Origin of the sequence: Mesobaculum littorinae (genome assembly GCF_004011175.1) — a bacterium.
Classification (GTDB): domain Bacteria; phylum Pseudomonadota; class Alphaproteobacteria; order Rhodobacterales; family Rhodobacteraceae; genus Tranquillimonas; species Tranquillimonas littorinae.
The window spans coordinates 753,551-766,431 of the sequence record NZ_RQXX01000002.1 but is presented as its reverse complement, the minus strand read 5'-3'; the positions used below and the strand labels follow the sequence as shown (position 1 = coordinate 766,431).

Genomic DNA, 12,881 nt, shown 5'->3' with positions numbered 1-12,881 from the left:
GGGGCGTGCGCCCCCGGTCCGCGTGCCGTCCCGTGCCTCAGGCGTCCGGGTCGGCGTCGGCGATGATGCCGAGCAGCTCTTCGGCGCCGGGGATGCTTTCGGCGTACTCGTCACGCACCGGCTGCATCACCTCGATCCAGGCCTCGCGGTCCACGTCGGTGATGATGGTCGAGCCGGCTTCCTCGGTCCGGGCGAGCGATTCCTCGTCCTGCTTGGCCTGAAGCTCGGGCTGCTGCGACTGCGCCTCGGCGGCCGCTTCCTCGATGGCCGCGCGGTGCTCTTCCGGCAGGTTCTGCCACCAGCTTTCCGAGAACACCCAGCTGCCGATGGCGTAGATGTGGTTCAGCTCGGTGTAGTAGGGCGCGACCTCGTACCAGCTCTCGGAGTAGTAGTTCGACGCGGTGTTGTCGAAGAGGTCAACGACGCCGGTCTGCATCGAGTTGTAGATCTCGGGGTGCGGGATCGGCGTCGGGCTGGCGCCTGCCGTCTCCCAGAGATCGACGTGCAGGTCGTTCTGGATGACGCGCATCTTCTTGCCCTCGACGTCGGCGGGCACGCGCACTTCTTCCTTGCTGATCACGGCGCGGGCACCGTTCGGTGTGAAGCCGAGAAGGTGAAAGCCCGCTTCGGCGAAGTCGTCCTGAAGCGCTTCGGTCAGCGGCTCGTTCATCGCGATGGCGTGTTCGTCGCTGTTGAAGATGAACGGCAGATCGAGGACCTGAACCTCGGGGACCCACTGGGCAAGCACCGACGAGGTGATGATGCCGGCCTGGATCGAACCGAGACGGATGCCTTCGGCCGATTCCACCTCGCCGCCGAGGAGCGAGTTGGCGAAGAGCTGGATCTCGACCGCGCCGTCGGTCTTTTCGGAGACCGCGTCGGCGAAGATCTCGGCGGCTGCGTATTTCGGATTGTCCTCAGGCACGTCGAGCGAAAGCCGCGCGGTGTAGTCCTGCGCACCGGCAGCGCCGGCGGCAACGAGGATAGCACCCGTAAGGGCGATGGATGTCGTCTTCATGTGTTCCTCCCTGGAACTTGGCTTGGCCCCGGTACGTCGTCAGGACGTCCGGGTTTTCTGAAGGCAGCCTGCGTCGAGGCGCTGCCCTACCTCCGCGACGATCCGCGAAAGGATTTCCTCCCTGGGGCCTGAGACGTCGAACGTCAGGGCCCCCTCGTCCGCTGTCGGCGGCTCGAGCGCCGCGATCTGGCTTTCAAGCAGGCCGGGCGGCATGAAGTGCTCTCGCCTCGTCATCCGCTCCGCGATCACGGTCGTCGGACACGTCAGGAAGACGGTCTCGAACGGGCCCGCCGCATCATGCAAAATCCGACGGTAGGCCCGCTTCAGAGCGGAACAGGCGAACACCACGTCCCTGTCCCTCCGGGCCGATCGAACTTCCGCGCCCAGTGCCGCGAGCCAGGGCTTGCGCATCTCGTCATCAAGAGGGCGCCCTGCGACCATGGAAGCGCGATTTGCCGGAGGATGGTGATCGTCGCCCTCGATGAAGAGGGCGCCAAGCGCCACCGCCAGACCCGAAGCGAACGTGCTCTTTCCGGCACCGCTCGGCCCCATGACGAGGATCGCATTATGCTGTTGCAGAGCCTCGTCTCCCGAGATCGTTTCGACGTTCGAGCGAAAGCTGATTTCAAACTCGATTTCGTCCCAGCGTGTATGATTGCGCTGTCATTTACAACCAGAGATGGATATTGTTGCAGGATGCGAAGACAAGACAATGATAAATCTGGAAAGAAAAATTCAAAAGCGCCAACTCTCAAGGATGTTGCGCGCGAATCGGGTGTTAGCGCGATCACGGTATCGCGTTGTTTCAGGCACCCCGATCTCGTGTCCGACGACGTTCGCGAACGCGTCATGACGGCCGTGACGCGTCTTGGCTACGTGCCGAACCTCGCGGCCTCCGCCCTCGCCTCCCGTCGCACGGACGTCATCGGTCTTTTGCTGCCGTCGCTCAGCAACAACGTCTATCTCGACGTGGTCAATGGCGCCTTCGACCGGGTGAGCGGGACGCCGCATACCCTTCAGATCGGCAACCATCGCTACAGCCCTTTTGAGGAAGAAAAGCTGATCAGGGTCTTTCTTCAGCAGAACCCGACGGGGCTTATCGTGGCGGGGGGCGAGCAGACGATGGCGTCGGCCGATCTTCTGCGCGAGGCCGCGTGCCGGGTCGTCCAGATCATGGACATCGACATCGACGTCATCGACCTCGCGGTCGGGCTCAACCACGAACGGGCTGCGACTGAAGCCGTCTCGGGACTGCATCGGCAAGGGTATCGACATGTCGGATTTCTCGGCGCCCGAATGGACAGACGCTCGCAGAAGCGCATGGAAGGATATCGCCGCGCCGTGGCAGACGTCGGGGAGGCCGACCGCGTTTCGACCTCGCTCCAGCCTTCATCGGCGCGGATTGGAGCGGACCTCCTGACGGACCTCCTCGCGCGTCACCCTGAGACCGACGCGGTCTTCACCAACAACGACGACATCGCGCTCGGCGCCGCGCTCGAATGCCAGCGCCGCGGTATCAGGGTGCCGGACACCTTCGGGATCTGCGGGTTCAACGGCATGGATCTTCTCCAGGAAATGAACCCACCAATCAGCACCGTTAGCATCGACCGGTACAGGATGGGATGGCTTGCGGTCGATCGCCTGATCGAACTGAAAGACGCGGGTCGCGTCGCTGGCGGTGGATGCGAAGATATCGGCTTCGAGGTCGCCTGGCGGGGCACGACACGAGAGGAGATTGCCGTCAAGGAGTCGTGACGCACCACTCTGATAAGGTGTCAATCATCTCCGACTTGAAGGGCATCCTCGGGTCGCCCGATCGGCCCCGCCGGACGAGGATCGCGAGGCGGATCTCGGCGAGCGAGAGGCGCGCGGTGTAGCGCGTGCCGATCAGGACCCCCTGCCGCATCCGGCTGAGTCGCGCCGCCGCGCCGGGATTGTCCTCCAGGTCGAGGAGGAGCTTTACGACGATGCCGAGCGCCATGCCCCTGCCCCGTACCCAGTCGGGCTGCGCGTCAGCTTAGGGCAGCGCGAGGACCGGACACTTTTCGCGGCAGCTCCGCACGCCATCTCGTCGTGCTTTTCGACGAGGGGGTGAACCTGAAGGACCGGCTTCCCGACGCGGATCATGCCGAGCCTTGGCAGACCTAAGGCACGCGCGCTGTTGAGAAATCGGGACGTTGACCAATGCTCCTTGCACGCCTGCTACGTCGTCACGACCGGACCGGGGCCGCATAGCGCTGTGCGGTTGCCGGACTTCCATCGCTCTCTCGAAGACCCTTCGGGAAGATATCAGTATCCGCAGGAAAAAACGTTCCAGGCGGGGCCTCGTCCGCGAAGATGTGCGGCGCCCCGGAGCGGTCGAACCAGTGTGGGTCGTCGAACGTGCCGGCATAGATGCCGACGACGCCCGGAATGGCGTCAAAGGTCAAATGCGTGCGCCCGCCGCACCTGCCGCAGAAGTGGACCCGCACCTCTTTGCCACTGCCCTGGGACAGGTGCCGGTGTACGAGCGGCGTGCCGGTCCGCTGAACGAAAGTCGCCTCAGGGAAGATCGCGTCGACCATTCCGGTCGACCCCGTCGCACGTTGGCAGAAGCGGCAGTGGCACACGATCACCCGCGCGGGTTCACCGGTGACGCTGTAGCTGAGCTCGCCGCAAAGGCATCGTCCTTCGTGGATATCCGACATGATCTCCTCCTCCGGCACCGCCCCGAAAACCGGGGCTGCGTGCCCACCAACCAGAATGGAGGAAGATGAGTTGACATATCAAGTCTTGATGCGAATACTGCCATGAGTTGATGATTCAACTGGCGACCCGGGGAGGGGTCGTCTTCCAAGGGAGGATCACATGAAGATCAAAGGCACCCTGGCGCTCGGCGCTGCGGTCTCTGCACTTGCGTTCTCGACGGCGCATGCCGACACGATCCGTGTGGGCGTGATCGCGCCCTTCTCGGGGCCGTTCGCGCTTTATGGAACGCAGTACCAGCAAGCTATCGAGACCTACCAGGCTCAGCACGGCACCAGCGTGGGCGAGCACGAGATCGAGTTCGTCTTCAAGGATGTCGGCGGGCCGAACCCGGACCAGGCGCGGGCCTTGGCGCAGGAGCTTCTGATCCGTGAAAAGGTCGACTACCTGGCCGGCTTCACCTTCACGCCGAACGCGCTGGCCGTCGCCCCCTTGATCGAACAGTCGCAGACGCCGACAGTGATCTTCAACGCCGCGACCTCGTCCATCAACCGCGAGAGCGAGTTCTTCCTGCGCACCAGCTACACGCTTTGGCAGGTGTCCGAGCCGCTGGCCGACTGGGCCTATGATCAGGGCATCCGCACCGCGATCACCACGGTCGCCGATTACGGCCCCGGTATCGACGCCGAGAACGCCTTTCGCGCGGCTTTTGAGGAGAAGGGCGGCGAGGTGATGGACAGCATCCGCATGCCGCTGTCGACGACCGATTTCACGCCGTTTCTGCAAAGCGTGCGCGACGCCGCGCCTGATGCCGTCTTCGCCTTCCTGCCGGGCGGTCCCCCGACCTTCACCTATACCAAGACCTATAACGAGAACGGCCTGCGCGACGCCGGCATCCGCTTTCTCGGCACCGCCGAGACCGAGGAGTCGAACCTCCAGGCCCTGGGCGATCAGGCGATCGGGCTGACCACGGCCTATCACTATTCCGAGGCGCACGATACCGATGCCAACCGCGAATTCCTGGCGGCGCTGCGCGAGGATCACCCCGACGCGGTGGCCAACTGGGCCATGGTGGGCGCCTATGACGGCGTGCACCTGATCTATCACATGGTCGAAGCTGCGGGCAGCGACGGGCCGGCGGCGGTCGAATCCGCGCTGGGGCTGGAATGGGAAAGCCCGCGCGGGCCGCTGACGATGGACCCGGAGACACGGACGGTCGTGCAGAACGTCTATATCCGCGAGGTCGAGCGCAACGCCGAGACCGGCATGCTCGAGAACGCCGAGAAGGGCATGATCGCCACCGTCGGCGACCTGGGCTGGGACCGCTGACCCCCTGTCGGGCCGGCCGCCCGCCGGCTCGACCACCCGCCAATCCGGAGCGGACATGGATCTTTTTCTGAACATCGCCGTCGACGGCGTTGCCTACGGCATGATCCTCTTCATGATCGCCGTCGGCCTGTCGGTGACCATGGGCCTGATGCGCGTCATCAACCTCGCCCACGGAGGGTTCGCCCTGATCGGCGGCGCGCTCGCCCACTGGCTGGGCCGCGAGGTCGGCCTGCCGTTCTGGATCGCGGCGACCCTCGCCATCGCCGGGACCGTCGCCATCGCGCTGCCGCTCGAGCGTGTGCTCTATCGCCGGATCTACGGGTTCGGGGAATTGCAGCAGGTGCTGGCGACCATCGGACTGACCTTCCTCATGATCGCGAGCGTCAACCTCTGGCAGGGCTCGACGCTTCTGGCGATCGACCTGCCGCCCGCGCTCCGCGCGCCGGTCGATCTCGGCTTCCGCACCCTGCCCGCGCACCGGCTGGCGGTCATCGCCCTCGGGCTCGCGGTGATCGCCGGGCTCTGGCTCCTGCTCGAGCGCACGCGCTTCGGCATCCGTCTGCGGGCGGCCGTCGACAACCGCGCGACCGCGTCGGCGCACGGGATCGACACCGGCCTGATCTACATGGTGACCTTCGCTCTCGGTGCCGCGTTGGCGGCACTCGGTGGCATCTTCGGGGCCGAGCTTCTGCCGATCGACGCCTACTACCCCCTTCGGTACATGGTGCTGTTCCTGATCGTCGTCGCGGTAGGCGGCATGGGCTCGATAGCCGGCTCCTTCGCGGCCGCCCTCGGGCTTGGCGTGATCGAAACGGCGGCCCGCTACCTCGTCCCCGACCTCGCCACCCTCGCCTTCTACGGCATCGTCATCGCGCTTCTCGCGGCTCGGCCGCAGGGCCTGATGGGGAGGGTCTGAGATGCGCAACCTGATCCTTCCCCTCGCCTGCCTTCTGGCGGCCGTCGCGGCCTTCTTCGTCTTTCCCTACGATCTCGCCTTCCTGACGCGGATCGTCATCATGATCGTCTTCGTGCTGTCGATCGACCTCGTGCTCGGCTACGCCGGCATCCCCACGCTCGGGCAGGCAGCGATGTACGGCAGCGGCGCCTACGCCGCGGGGCTCTTCTCGATCCACGTCTGGGGCGACCCGCTTGCGGGCCTCGCGGTGGGCGCCCTCGCCGGCGCGGCGATCGCCGCACTCTCGGGTCTCGTCGTGATGCGGGCGCGCGGGCTGACCCTGATCATGCTGACGATCGCCGTGGCCGCGATCCTGCACGAGCTGGCCAACCGTGCGCGCGGGCTGACCGGCGGCGCGGACGGGTTGCGCGGCATCCGCGTCGATCCCGTCCTCGGTCTCTTCGAGTTCGATTTCATCGGGCGGACGGGCTACTGGTATGCGCTCGCTGTCGCGGTCGCAGTCTTCGTGCTGCTCGCTGTCATAGTCCGCTCGCCCTTCGGCCTGTCGCTTCGGGGCATCCACGAAAGCCCGGCACGGATGACGGCCATCGGCGCCTCGGTCTACTGGCGTCAGATCACCGCCTACGTCATCGGCGGCGCCGTCGCCGGGATCGCCGGAGCTCTCGCGGCACAGATCACCCAGCTCGTCAGCCTCGAGGTCTTCGCCTTCGCGCTGTCGGCCGAGGCGGTGATCATGCTGATCCTAGGCGGTACCGGGCGGCTGACCGGGGCGGTGATCGGGACGACGCTCTTCATGACGGTCGAGCACATCGCCGCAGCCAATGATCCGTTCAACTGGCTCTTCGTCATCGGCGCGCTGGTGCTGGCGGTGGTGTTCTTCCTGCCGGCGGGCCTGATCGCCCTGCCCCGTGCGCTGACCGGCCTGATCGTGGACAAGGGAGGTCGCGATGCCGACCGGACTTGAAGTGCGTGGACTATCGAAGCGGTTCGGCGGCCTCGTCGTCGCCGAGGGCATCGATCTCGATCTCGCCCCCGGCGCGCGCACGGCGCTGATCGGGCCGAACGGGGCGGGAAAAAGCACTTTCGCGAACCTCGTCACCGGCATCCTGCGCCCGAGCGCCGGGACGATCCGTTTCGACGGCCGCGACATCGGCCGCCTGAGCGAGCGGCAGCGCGTCAGCCTTGGGATCGCCAAGACATTCCAGATCACCAACCTGTTCACCCGCCTCACGGTGCGTGAGAACCTGCGCCTTCCGGTGCTCGAGCGGGAGGGACGCTGCATGCGCATGTTCCGCCCCGCCCAGGGCGACCCGGAGGTCGAGGCAGAGGTGGACGCTCTTATCCGTCAGTTCGACCTCGAGCCGCTCGCCGACCGCCCGGTGTCGGATCTGGCCTACGGCCAGCAACGGCTTGTGGAGATGGCGCTGACGCTGGCGCTGAGACCGCGGGTGCTGATCCTCGATGAGCCCGCCGCCGGCGTCCCGTCGTCGGAGACCCACCTGATCACCGACGCGATCGAAGCCCTACCGGGCGACTTGGCCGTGCTGATCATCGAGCACGACATGGAACTCGTGTTCCGGGTCGCGGCCTCGATCGTCGTTCTGGTGAACGGGCGCATCCTGACCGAAGGCACGCCCGACACGATCGCGGCGGACCCCGAGGTGCGCCGGCTGTACCTGGGAGGCGAGGATGGCTGATCCGGTTCTGAGCCTCAGGGGTGTCACGGCGGGGTATGGTCCCACGCATGTCCTGCGCGACATCGACCTCGATCTCGGCCGCGGCGAACGGCTTGCCGTGATCGGGCGCAACGGCGCGGGCAAGACGACATTGCTGGCGACGATCATGGGGCTCTCGACGCTCCACGCGGGGAAAATCGAGTTGCGCGGGCGAGGCATCGCCCGCCTGGCGCCCTTCCGGCGAAACGCGCTCGGTCTCGGCCTGGTGCCGCAGACGCGCGACATCTTTCCATCGCTCAGCGTCGAGGAGAACCTGATCGCCGCGCAGCGCGGCGATGCCACGCTCGAGGAGGCATACGCCCTCTTCCCGCGCCTGAAGGAGCGGCGGCGCAACGGTGGCGTCCAGCTGTCTGGTGGCGAACAGCAGATGCTGGCCATCGCCCGCACGCTGATGACGCGGCCCGACGTGATTCTGCTCGATGAACCGCTCGAAGGCCTCGCCCCGGTGATCTGCGCGATGCTGATGCAAAGCTTCGAGGACCTGGCGAAGGACGGAACCCGGTCCGTCGTCCTTGTCGAGCAGCATGCCCGCGCGGCGCTCGCGTTCGCGGACCGGGCGATTTTGATGTCGAACGGCGCCATCGTCCACAGCGGACCTGCCGCCGAACTGGCCGACCGGCCCGACCTTCTGCACCGCCATGTCGGCGTCGGCCAAACCCCGAAAGGAGATGCGTGATGACCCTTATCGAAGGACACCGTCCCGTCACCCCGGACCAGAGCATTCCGGTCTGGGACACTGACCCCTACGACCCCGCGGTGCTGGCCGATCCCTATCCGTGGTGGGCCGAGCTGCGCGAGCGGGGCGAGATCGTCTACATCCCGAAATGGAGCGCCTTCGCGGTCGGCCGCTACGAGGTGACGAAGACGACCTTTTCGGACCACGAGGTCTTCGTGTCGTCGCGCGGCGTCGGGCTGAACGACTTCAAGCTGGGCGATCCGTGGCGGCCGCCTTCGATCATCCTCGAGGTCGATCCGCCCGCCCACACCAGGACCCGCAAGGTGATGTCGCGCGCGCTGTCGCCCAAGGTCGCCAAGGGGCTGGGCGAGCAGTTCCGCGCGGCGGCGGATACACTGGTCGACGCGCTTCTGGAGCGGGGTGAGGTCGAGGGCGTGTCCGACGTGGCCGAGGCCTTCCCCGTCTCCGTCTTTCCCCGCGCCGTCGGCATGACCGACGTGCACAAGCGGCACCTGGTCGACTACGGGGCCATCGTCTTCAACGCGCTCGGGCCGGACAACGCTATCCGGCGGGCGGCGATGGAACGCGCGCCCGAGGTCGCGGCCTGGATCAACGCGGCCTGCGCCCGGGACAGGCTGACCGAAGACGGCCTTGGCGGCATGATCTACGCCGCGGCCGATGAGGGTGAGATCGAGGCGGGCGAAGCGGCCATGCTGGTGCGCTCGTTCCTGTCGGCCGGGGTCGACACCACCGTCACCGGGATCGGCAACGCGCTCTGGTGCTTCTCGCGGAACCCCGACCAGTGGGAGGCGCTGAAGGCCGACCCGAAGCTCATCCGGCCCGCCTTCGAAGAGGTCCTGCGCCTGACCTCCCCGGTCCATACATTCTGCCGCACCGCGGACCGCGACACCGAGGTGGCCGGCCACCCCATCGAGGAAGGGGCCAAGGTGCTCTGCGCCCTCGGCTCGGCCAATATGGACCCCGACAAGTGGGACGACCCGGAGGCCTTCCGGATCGACCGCAAACCGATGGGGCATCTGGCCTTCGGGGCGGGCATCCACGGCTGCGTCGGCCAGAACATCGCGCGCGCCGAGCTCGAGGCGCTCCTCGGCGCCATGATCGAGCGGGTCGACCGGATCGAGCCCGCCGGCGACGCGATCTGGCGACCCAACAATGCCGTCCACGCGCTCGACCGGCTGCCGCTGCGGCTGATCGCGAAATAGCAATCGAGGAAGACGACCAGTGATCAAGGTTACTTACATCCATCCCGACGGCTCTGAGGAGACGGTCGAGGGTCGCGAGGGCGACAGCGTCATGTCGACAGCCCTGGCACAGGGCGTGGACGGCATCGTCGCAGAGTGCGGCGGCTCGATGATGTGCGCCACCTGCCATTGCCATGTGGATCCCGACTGGACGGACCGGACCGGCGCCAGGAAGGACGGCGAGGAGGACATGCTGGAAAGCGCCGCCAGCCCCGTCGACGAGTTCTCGCGCCTCTCCTGCCAGATCAAGCTGACGCCTGAGCTCGACGGGCTCCGCGTGCGCCTGCCAGAGGAGCAGGTCTGATGGCATGGGGACCCCCGCCCGCCCGCGTCGTCATTGTCGGGGCCGGACAGGGCGGGTTCCAGGCCGCCGCCAGCCTGCGGCAGGAGAAGTTCGAGGGCGAGATCCTCCTGATCGGCGCAGAGGAGGGCCTGCCCTACCAGCGCCCGCCCCTGTCGAAGGCCTATCTCAAGTCGGGCGACGCCGAGGCGCTGAACCTGCGGCCCGCCGCCTTCTTCGAGAAGAACGACGTGACGCTTCGACCGGGGACCCGGGTCACGTCGATCGACCGCGACGCGCAGCGCGTGCAGGCCGGCGGGTCGGAAATCCCCTATGATCACCTGATCCTGGCCACTGGAACGTCGAACCTGCGCCCGACCATCGAGGGGCTCGATCGGGCGCTCGACCTGCGGACGCTCGTGGACGCACAGCGGCTTCGGGTCGCGATGGAGGATGCGGAACGCTGCGCGGTGATCGGCGGCGGCTTCATCGGGCTCGAGTTCGCGGCCGTTGCGCGGGGGCTCGGCCGACGCGTCATCGTGGCCGAGGCGTCCGACCGGCTGATGGCGCGCGTGGTGTCGCCCGAGATGTCGGCGCGCTTCGCCGACAAGCACTGCGAGATCGGCACCGAGCTGGCGTTGGGCCGGACGGTTACCTCGGTCTCATCAGGCGGCATCGCCTTCGATGACGGCACGGAGATGCCTGCGGACCTCGTGCTTCTGGCCGCCGGTGTCCGTCCCAACGACGATCTGGCGCGGGAGGCTGGGCTCGCCTGTGACAACGGGATCGTCGTGGACGCGACGCTCCTGACCGCGGATCCCGCGATCTCCGCACTGGGGGATTGCGCCGCCTTTCCCGACCCGCGCACCGGGCGCATGGTGCGGCTGGAAAGCGTGCAGGCCGCGACGGACCATGCCCGCGCCGTCGCACGCCGGCTGGTCCATGGGACAGAGGACCCCTACGCGGCCGTGCCCTGGTTCTGGTCGGACCAAGCCGACTGGAAACTTCAGATCACCGGGTTTGGGCGACCACAGGACGACAGCGTCCGGACAGAGAATGGCGCGATCCTGCGGTTCGACGGCGAGGTTCTGAGCGCCGTCGAAACGGTCAATGATGCAAAAACCCACATGAAATCCCGGCGGCTGATGGCTGCGGCCCTGACCGATCCGGGCGCCGGGCTTGTCCGCGACCGGCTGGCCAGCGTAGGTTACGACCTTCTCGCCCTGTGATCGACGGAGCAATACGACATGGCCAAGATGGCCAGGAACCTCGCGCCATCAAAGCGTCCAGCGCCGACCCGGTCGCGGGAGGGAGAGGAGGTTCTCGACCTCAACGGTTACGTGCCGTTCCTCCTCAATGCGCTCAGCAACGCCTGGCAGCGACGCACATCGGCGGACTACCGGCATCATTTCGGGCTGGGGATCACCGAGTGGCGGGTTCTCTCGATGGTCAACATCGAGCCCGGCATCACGCAGAATGGCATCTGCCGCGTGATCCGCATGGACAAGTCTGCGGCCAGCCGGGCGCTCTCGACGCTGGAAGGACGGGGGCTGTTACGGTTCGAGGCCGAGCGGGGCGACCCGCGCAAGCGGCGTTGGTGGCTGTCGGAAGAAGGTCAGGAGCTGCATCGTCGCATCCTCGATATCGCACTCGGACACGAAGGCATTTTGACGTCGGAGATTCCACCTGACGAGCTGAGGGTGTTCCTCTCGATCCTGAAGCGCATGCTGCAGAATATAGACCCCGACTGACCGGAACGGGCGGGCGACCGAGGCCGTTGTCACGATTGCCGCAGGACCTTCCATGGGGGAGAGCGGACCTTCGGAGGAAGCCGCCACGCCGCGTTGCCTGGCCGATAGGAACGGCTGCCGGTCACGAAGCCGGCAGACTCGTATCCCTTCGGGAAAAGCAGGTTCCGGGTTGGTTTCCGTGACATACGGCTGACAAATCCGCCCGAAGTTTCTCCGGGCTATCGGCCACGGTCATGCGCTCGCCAATCCGCTTCCGGTCGATCCTCGCAGCCGGCGCGCTCTGGCCGACGGCGTCCTCCAGCGCCTGTGGGGCGTGCGCCCAAACCGCGGCTCTTTCCCATTGAGGACATCGAGGCGGAGATCCCAGGGATACGCGACCCTCGCTGGACGCTCGACGCCGGACATGTCCGCGCAGTTTCGCCCTCGTCCTCGGCCGACACGGCGCAGTTGGGCTCTGGCCGCTCCAGCCCGCCGCTCTTCCCCTCGCCAGGCGCTTGGCCACCGCAACGGACGAGGAGAAATGCCTCGGAAAGGTCGGAGCCCCCGCGGGCTACCACCTTGCCACTCCCTTATAAAAAGCACGGCCACTTGCCTGGCCCAACGGGCGCGATGTGCACCTGCCCGGCGGCCCTGACGGGGATCGGGGCGTCCGTCGCCACGGGGATGCGGGTCCGCGCGCGGATGTCCCGGCGCCTGCGCAGACCGCCCCGCGCCGGGGCGGGCGGGGTCACAGGGGCAGCATCTTCGTCGACTTCAGCTCTTCCATCGACAGAAGCGCGGTGACGTTGTGGATCTTCACCTCCGAGATGAGCGCCTGGTAAAAGGCGTCGTAGGCGCGGGCGTTGGGAACGCGCACCTTCAGGATGTAGTCGATATCTCCGGCCAGCCGGTGCGCTTCCTGCACCTCTGGCCGGGCGCGGAGAGCCTCGAGGAACCGGCCCTGCCAGACGGCATCATGTTCGCTGGTGCGGATCAGCACGAAAAAGCAGGCCTCGAACCCCAGCGCCTCGGCATCCAGTTCGACCGTCTGGCGGCCGATCACGCCCGCCTCGCGCAGCTTGCGGATGCGATTCCACACCGGCGTCTTAGATGAGCCCACCGCGCGCGCGATTTCGTCCAGCGACCGGGCTGCATCCTCCTGCAGCGCCTTGAGGATTTTCCGGTCCGTCTCGTCCACCCGGACAGTCATTCGCCCCACTCCCGCATTACCGGTCCAATCGTTCGCCTG

15 protein-coding genes are annotated in these 12,881 nt (G+C 66.7%); 10 read left to right on the top strand and 5 right to left on the bottom strand.

Going from position 1 to position 12,881, the window contains the following annotated elements:
- Positions 1–37: 37 nt before the first annotated feature.
- Both EKE94_RS08295 and EKE94_RS08290 read right to left on the bottom strand, forming a co-directional pair.
- Positions 38–1,018, bottom strand: a complete 981-nt coding sequence (locus EKE94_RS08295; protein ID WP_127906114.1) for a TRAP transporter substrate-binding protein — start codon at positions 1,016–1,018, stop codon at positions 38–40.
- A 39-nt stretch (positions 1,019–1,057) separates the two neighbouring features.
- Entirely contained in the window at positions 1,058–1,570 is a 513-nt protein-coding gene (locus EKE94_RS08290; protein WP_127906113.1) for a gluconokinase, read from the bottom strand.
- On the opposite strand from EKE94_RS08290, the gene EKE94_RS08285 reads away from it, so the two are divergent.
- Positions 1,481–2,773, top strand: a complete 1,293-nt coding sequence (locus EKE94_RS08285; RefSeq protein ID WP_127906112.1) for a LacI family DNA-binding transcriptional regulator — start codon at positions 1,481–1,483, stop codon at positions 2,771–2,773. The two genes, EKE94_RS08290 and EKE94_RS08285, sit on opposite strands and share 90 nt — an antisense overlap.
- On the opposite strand, the gene EKE94_RS08280 is transcribed toward EKE94_RS08285, so the two are convergent.
- On the bottom strand, positions 2,760–2,999 hold the full coding sequence (locus EKE94_RS08280; RefSeq protein ID WP_127906111.1) for a hypothetical protein: 240 nt from the start codon (positions 2,997–2,999) through the stop codon (positions 2,760–2,762). The genes EKE94_RS08285 and EKE94_RS08280 overlap by 14 nt on opposite strands.
- A gap of 229 nt (positions 3,000–3,228) precedes the next feature.
- Positions 3,229–3,705, bottom strand: a complete 477-nt coding sequence (locus EKE94_RS08275; protein ID WP_127906110.1) for a GFA family protein — start codon at positions 3,703–3,705, stop codon at positions 3,229–3,231.
- Positions 3,706–3,865: 160 nt separating this feature from the next.
- Here EKE94_RS08275 and EKE94_RS08270 point away from each other — a divergent pair, with 160 nt between their 5' ends.
- The 9 genes from EKE94_RS08270 to EKE94_RS08230 are packed head-to-tail and all read left to right on the top strand — an operon-like array spanning position 3,866 to position 11,653.
- Positions 3,866–5,032 (top strand): ABC transporter substrate-binding protein, encoded by a 1,167-nt coding sequence (locus tag EKE94_RS08270; RefSeq protein ID WP_127906109.1) that lies wholly within the window; start codon positions 3,866–3,868, stop codon positions 5,030–5,032.
- A 55-nt stretch (positions 5,033–5,087) separates the two neighbouring features.
- Positions 5,088–5,948: a branched-chain amino acid ABC transporter permease gene (locus tag EKE94_RS08265; protein WP_127906108.1), complete on the top strand. Its 861-nt coding sequence runs from the start codon at positions 5,088–5,090 to the stop codon at positions 5,946–5,948.
- Position 5,949: 1 nt separating this feature from the next.
- The gene (locus EKE94_RS08260) at positions 5,950–6,912 is read left to right on the top strand and encodes a branched-chain amino acid ABC transporter permease (RefSeq protein WP_127906107.1); all 963 of its coding nucleotides are present in this window, start codon (positions 5,950–5,952) and stop codon (positions 6,910–6,912) included.
- The gene (locus EKE94_RS08255) at positions 6,896–7,645 is read left to right on the top strand and encodes an ABC transporter ATP-binding protein (protein WP_127906106.1); all 750 of its coding nucleotides are present in this window, start codon (positions 6,896–6,898) and stop codon (positions 7,643–7,645) included. The genes EKE94_RS08260 and EKE94_RS08255 overlap by 17 nt, the downstream gene beginning before the upstream one ends.
- Positions 7,638–8,360, top strand: a complete 723-nt coding sequence (locus EKE94_RS08250; RefSeq protein ID WP_127906105.1) for an ABC transporter ATP-binding protein — start codon at positions 7,638–7,640, stop codon at positions 8,358–8,360. Before EKE94_RS08255 ends, EKE94_RS08250 begins: the two co-directional genes overlap by 8 nt.
- Positions 8,360–9,583: a cytochrome P450 gene (locus EKE94_RS08245; protein WP_127906104.1), complete on the top strand. Its 1,224-nt coding sequence runs from the start codon at positions 8,360–8,362 to the stop codon at positions 9,581–9,583. Before EKE94_RS08250 ends, EKE94_RS08245 begins: the two co-directional genes overlap by 1 nt.
- A 19-nt stretch (positions 9,584–9,602) precedes the next feature.
- The gene (locus tag EKE94_RS08240) at positions 9,603–9,926 is read left to right on the top strand and encodes a 2Fe-2S iron-sulfur cluster-binding protein (RefSeq protein ID WP_127906103.1); all 324 of its coding nucleotides are present in this window, start codon (positions 9,603–9,605) and stop codon (positions 9,924–9,926) included.
- Positions 9,926–11,131 (top strand): NAD(P)/FAD-dependent oxidoreductase, encoded by a 1,206-nt coding sequence (locus tag EKE94_RS08235; RefSeq protein ID WP_127906102.1) that lies wholly within the window; start codon positions 9,926–9,928, stop codon positions 11,129–11,131. The genes EKE94_RS08240 and EKE94_RS08235 overlap by 1 nt, the downstream gene beginning before the upstream one ends.
- A gap of 18 nt (positions 11,132–11,149) precedes the next feature.
- Positions 11,150–11,653 carry a MarR family winged helix-turn-helix transcriptional regulator gene (locus EKE94_RS08230; RefSeq protein ID WP_235855938.1) on the top strand — a complete coding sequence of 168 codons (504 nt, stop codon included), beginning with the start codon at positions 11,150–11,152 and terminating at the stop codon, positions 11,651–11,653.
- Positions 11,654–12,380: 727 nt separating this feature from the next.
- On the opposite strand, the gene EKE94_RS08225 is transcribed toward EKE94_RS08230, so the two are convergent.
- Positions 12,381–12,842, bottom strand: coding sequence for an Lrp/AsnC family transcriptional regulator (locus EKE94_RS08225; protein WP_127906101.1), 462 nt, complete (start codon positions 12,840–12,842; stop codon positions 12,381–12,383).
- Positions 12,843–12,881 lie beyond the last annotated feature (39 nt).

Excerpts from the sequence above, each read along its gene's own strand:
- EKE94_RS08295 (WP_127906114.1), bottom strand. The coding sequence starts at position 1,018 with ATGAAGACGACATCCATCGCCCTTACGGGTGCTATCCTCGTTGCCGCC.
- EKE94_RS08285 (WP_127906112.1), top strand. The coding sequence starts at position 1,481 with ATGGTGATCGTCGCCCTCGATGAAGAGGGCGCCAAGCGCCACCGCCAG.
- EKE94_RS08290 (WP_127906113.1), bottom strand. The coding sequence starts at position 1,570 with ATGGGGCCGAGCGGTGCCGGAAAGAGCACGTTCGCTTCGGGTCTGGCG.
- EKE94_RS08280 (WP_127906111.1), bottom strand. The coding sequence starts at position 2,999 with ATGGCGCTCGGCATCGTCGTAAAGCTCCTCCTCGACCTGGAGGACAAT.
- EKE94_RS08275 (WP_127906110.1), bottom strand. The coding sequence starts at position 3,705 with ATGTCGGATATCCACGAAGGACGATGCCTTTGCGGCGAGCTCAGCTAC.
- EKE94_RS08270 (WP_127906109.1), top strand. The coding sequence starts at position 3,866 with ATGAAGATCAAAGGCACCCTGGCGCTCGGCGCTGCGGTCTCTGCACTT.
- EKE94_RS08265 (WP_127906108.1), top strand. The coding sequence starts at position 5,088 with ATGGATCTTTTTCTGAACATCGCCGTCGACGGCGTTGCCTACGGCATG.
- EKE94_RS08260 (WP_127906107.1), top strand. The coding sequence starts at position 5,950 with ATGCGCAACCTGATCCTTCCCCTCGCCTGCCTTCTGGCGGCCGTCGCG.
- EKE94_RS08255 (WP_127906106.1), top strand. The coding sequence starts at position 6,896 with ATGCCGACCGGACTTGAAGTGCGTGGACTATCGAAGCGGTTCGGCGGC.
- EKE94_RS08250 (WP_127906105.1), top strand. The coding sequence starts at position 7,638 with ATGGCTGATCCGGTTCTGAGCCTCAGGGGTGTCACGGCGGGGTATGGT.
- EKE94_RS08245 (WP_127906104.1), top strand. The coding sequence starts at position 8,360 with ATGACCCTTATCGAAGGACACCGTCCCGTCACCCCGGACCAGAGCATT.
- EKE94_RS08235 (WP_127906102.1), top strand. The coding sequence starts at position 9,926 with ATGGCATGGGGACCCCCGCCCGCCCGCGTCGTCATTGTCGGGGCCGGA.
- EKE94_RS08230 (WP_235855938.1), top strand. The coding sequence starts at position 11,150 with ATGGCCAAGATGGCCAGGAACCTCGCGCCATCAAAGCGTCCAGCGCCG.
- EKE94_RS08225 (WP_127906101.1), bottom strand. The coding sequence starts at position 12,842 with ATGACTGTCCGGGTGGACGAGACGGACCGGAAAATCCTCAAGGCGCTG.